1 protein-coding gene is annotated in these 2,079 nt (G+C 73.1%); it reads left to right on the top strand.

Translation table 11 applies throughout. The features are described from left to right. A partial coding sequence (locus tag I5E_RS07080) for an ATP-binding protein (RefSeq protein WP_042723670.1) occupies window positions 1-2,028 on the top strand: 2,028 nt, incomplete at its 5' end. Window positions 2,029-2,079 lie beyond the last annotated feature (51 nt).

The raw sequence follows: 2,079 nt of genomic DNA, 5'->3' as shown, positions 1-2,079 counted from the left end.
CGCTCTCGACCGCGAGCGGACCTACGGCAGGAGCGCCAGTCGCTCGAGCACCGTCAGGGCGCGATGCCGCTCCCGATGCACGAGGCTCGGCTGGCCATGGCCCGCGCGGCCGGCATCGACCCGTCCGAGTTGCCCTTCGTCGCCGAACTCCTCGACGTGCTTCCCGGCGAGGAGCGCTGGCGCACCGCGATCGAGTCCGTCCTGGCGCCCGTCGCCCGGACGCTGCTCGTCGACCAGGACCGCCTCGCCGACTTCAGCGAGGCGATCGACGCACTCCGCCTGCCCGTGCGCGTGCAGTTCGAGGGCGTGCCGACCGGGCCGCACATCGACGTCGACGGCGACCCGTCCATGGTGTCCGGCAAGCTCGCCATCAAGCCCTCGCCGTTCAGCACCTGGGTGCGGGAGCGGATCGAGTCCGACCGCACCGACGCCCGGTGCGTCGCCGATGCCTCGGAACTCGGCGGTGGCGGCCGTCGTGTGACCGAGTCCGGCCAGCTCCGTGACGGTCGGCGTGGCGCACACGGCGACCGGCGCCAGGCGAACGTCATCGGCTTCACGAACGAGGCCAGGGTCGCCTCGGTCGAGCAGGAACTCGCCGCGATCGCCCAGGACCTCGCCACGCTCGAGGCCCGCCGCACCGACGTCGCGCAGGACATCACCGCCCTGGACGTCCTGCGCCAGGCGCACCAGCACGTCGTGGACGTCACGTGGGAGGCGATCGACGTCGCCGGCCTCGAGGACTCGCTCGCCCGGCTCGACCAGGAACGCCAGGCGCTCCTCGCCGCCGACGACGGCCTCCGCACCCTGCGCACGGCCGTCGGTCGGCTCCGCGCCGCCCTCGACGAGGCGTCGGACCGTCGCGCCGCCGCCCGCCAGTCGGTCGCCCGGCTCGAGGAGCGGCACGCCGTGCTCGTGGACGGTCAGGACGCCGCGGCCGAGATCCTGTCGCGCTTCGAGGACACCCCGCAGTCGCTGCCCGACGTCGAACAGGCCCGACTGCTCGAGGAGACGTTCGCCGAGGTCGGTGCACCGGACGGGGTCGACGGCTTCGACGACGCCACCCGCCGCCTGAAGCGCCGCCTCGAGGAACGGCTGTCACAGGCGCTCGACGGTGCGGCCTCGGCCTCGACGGCGTTGACGCTGACGTTCCAGCGCTACCAGGACGCGTGGCCGGACCCCAACCTCGGGACGGGCGTCGCGTCCTACCCCGACTACCGGGCCATCCTCGACCAGATCGTCGCGACCGGACTGCACTCCCGGCGCAGCGAGTGGCGTCGACGGCTGTCGCAGTGGAGCGGCGAGGACCTCGTCCCCCTCGCCGGCGCCTTCGACCGTGCCGTCGTCGAGATCGAGGAGCGACTCGAGCCCGTCAACGAGATCCTGCGCGAGCTGCCGTTCGGTGCCAACCGCGACCGGCTCAAGATCCAGATCCGCCGGGTCACCCGAGAAGAGGTGACGGCCTTCCGCCGCGAACTCCGGGCGCTGTCGGCGTCGGTCGACACGGAGTTGACCGACGACGTGCTGGAGACCCGGTTCCGCCGGCTCCGGCGCTTCATGGCCGTCATCCGTCCGGACCCGTCCGTCCCGCGCGGTGGCCGGACCACCCAGCGCGACGCCGTGCTCGACGTCCGCCGGCACATGGAGATCACGGCCGTCCGGTACGACACGTCCGGCGACGACCTCGGCGTGTACTCGTCGCTCGGGGACAAGTCGGGCGGTGAGACGCAGGAGCTCGTGGCGTTCATCGTCGGCGCGGCACTCCGGTACCAGCTCGGCGACGAGACCCGACCGCGGCCCCGGTTCGCGCCGGTGTTCCTCGACGAGGCGTTCATCAAGGCCGACTCGGAGTTCGCCGGCCGGGCCGTCACCGCGTGGCTGCGCCTCGGGTTCCAGCTCGTCGTCAGTGCGCCGCTCGACAAGGTGACCGCCCTCGAGCCCTCGATGGAGCGGCTCCTGTCGATGCGGAAGCACCCGGACAACGGGCACTCCTCGATCACCGAGATCGCCCGCGTGGCGTCGGACGCGTAGGCGCGTCCGTTCCCGCCCGCGGGCCGGGGTCGCGGGCCCGCGGGTTCGCGG

It is taken from the genome of Curtobacterium sp. B18, assembly GCF_000333375.1.
Lineage (GTDB): Bacteria > Actinomycetota > Actinomycetes > Actinomycetales > Microbacteriaceae > Curtobacterium.
This window is presented reverse-complemented; position numbering and strand designations above follow the sequence as displayed.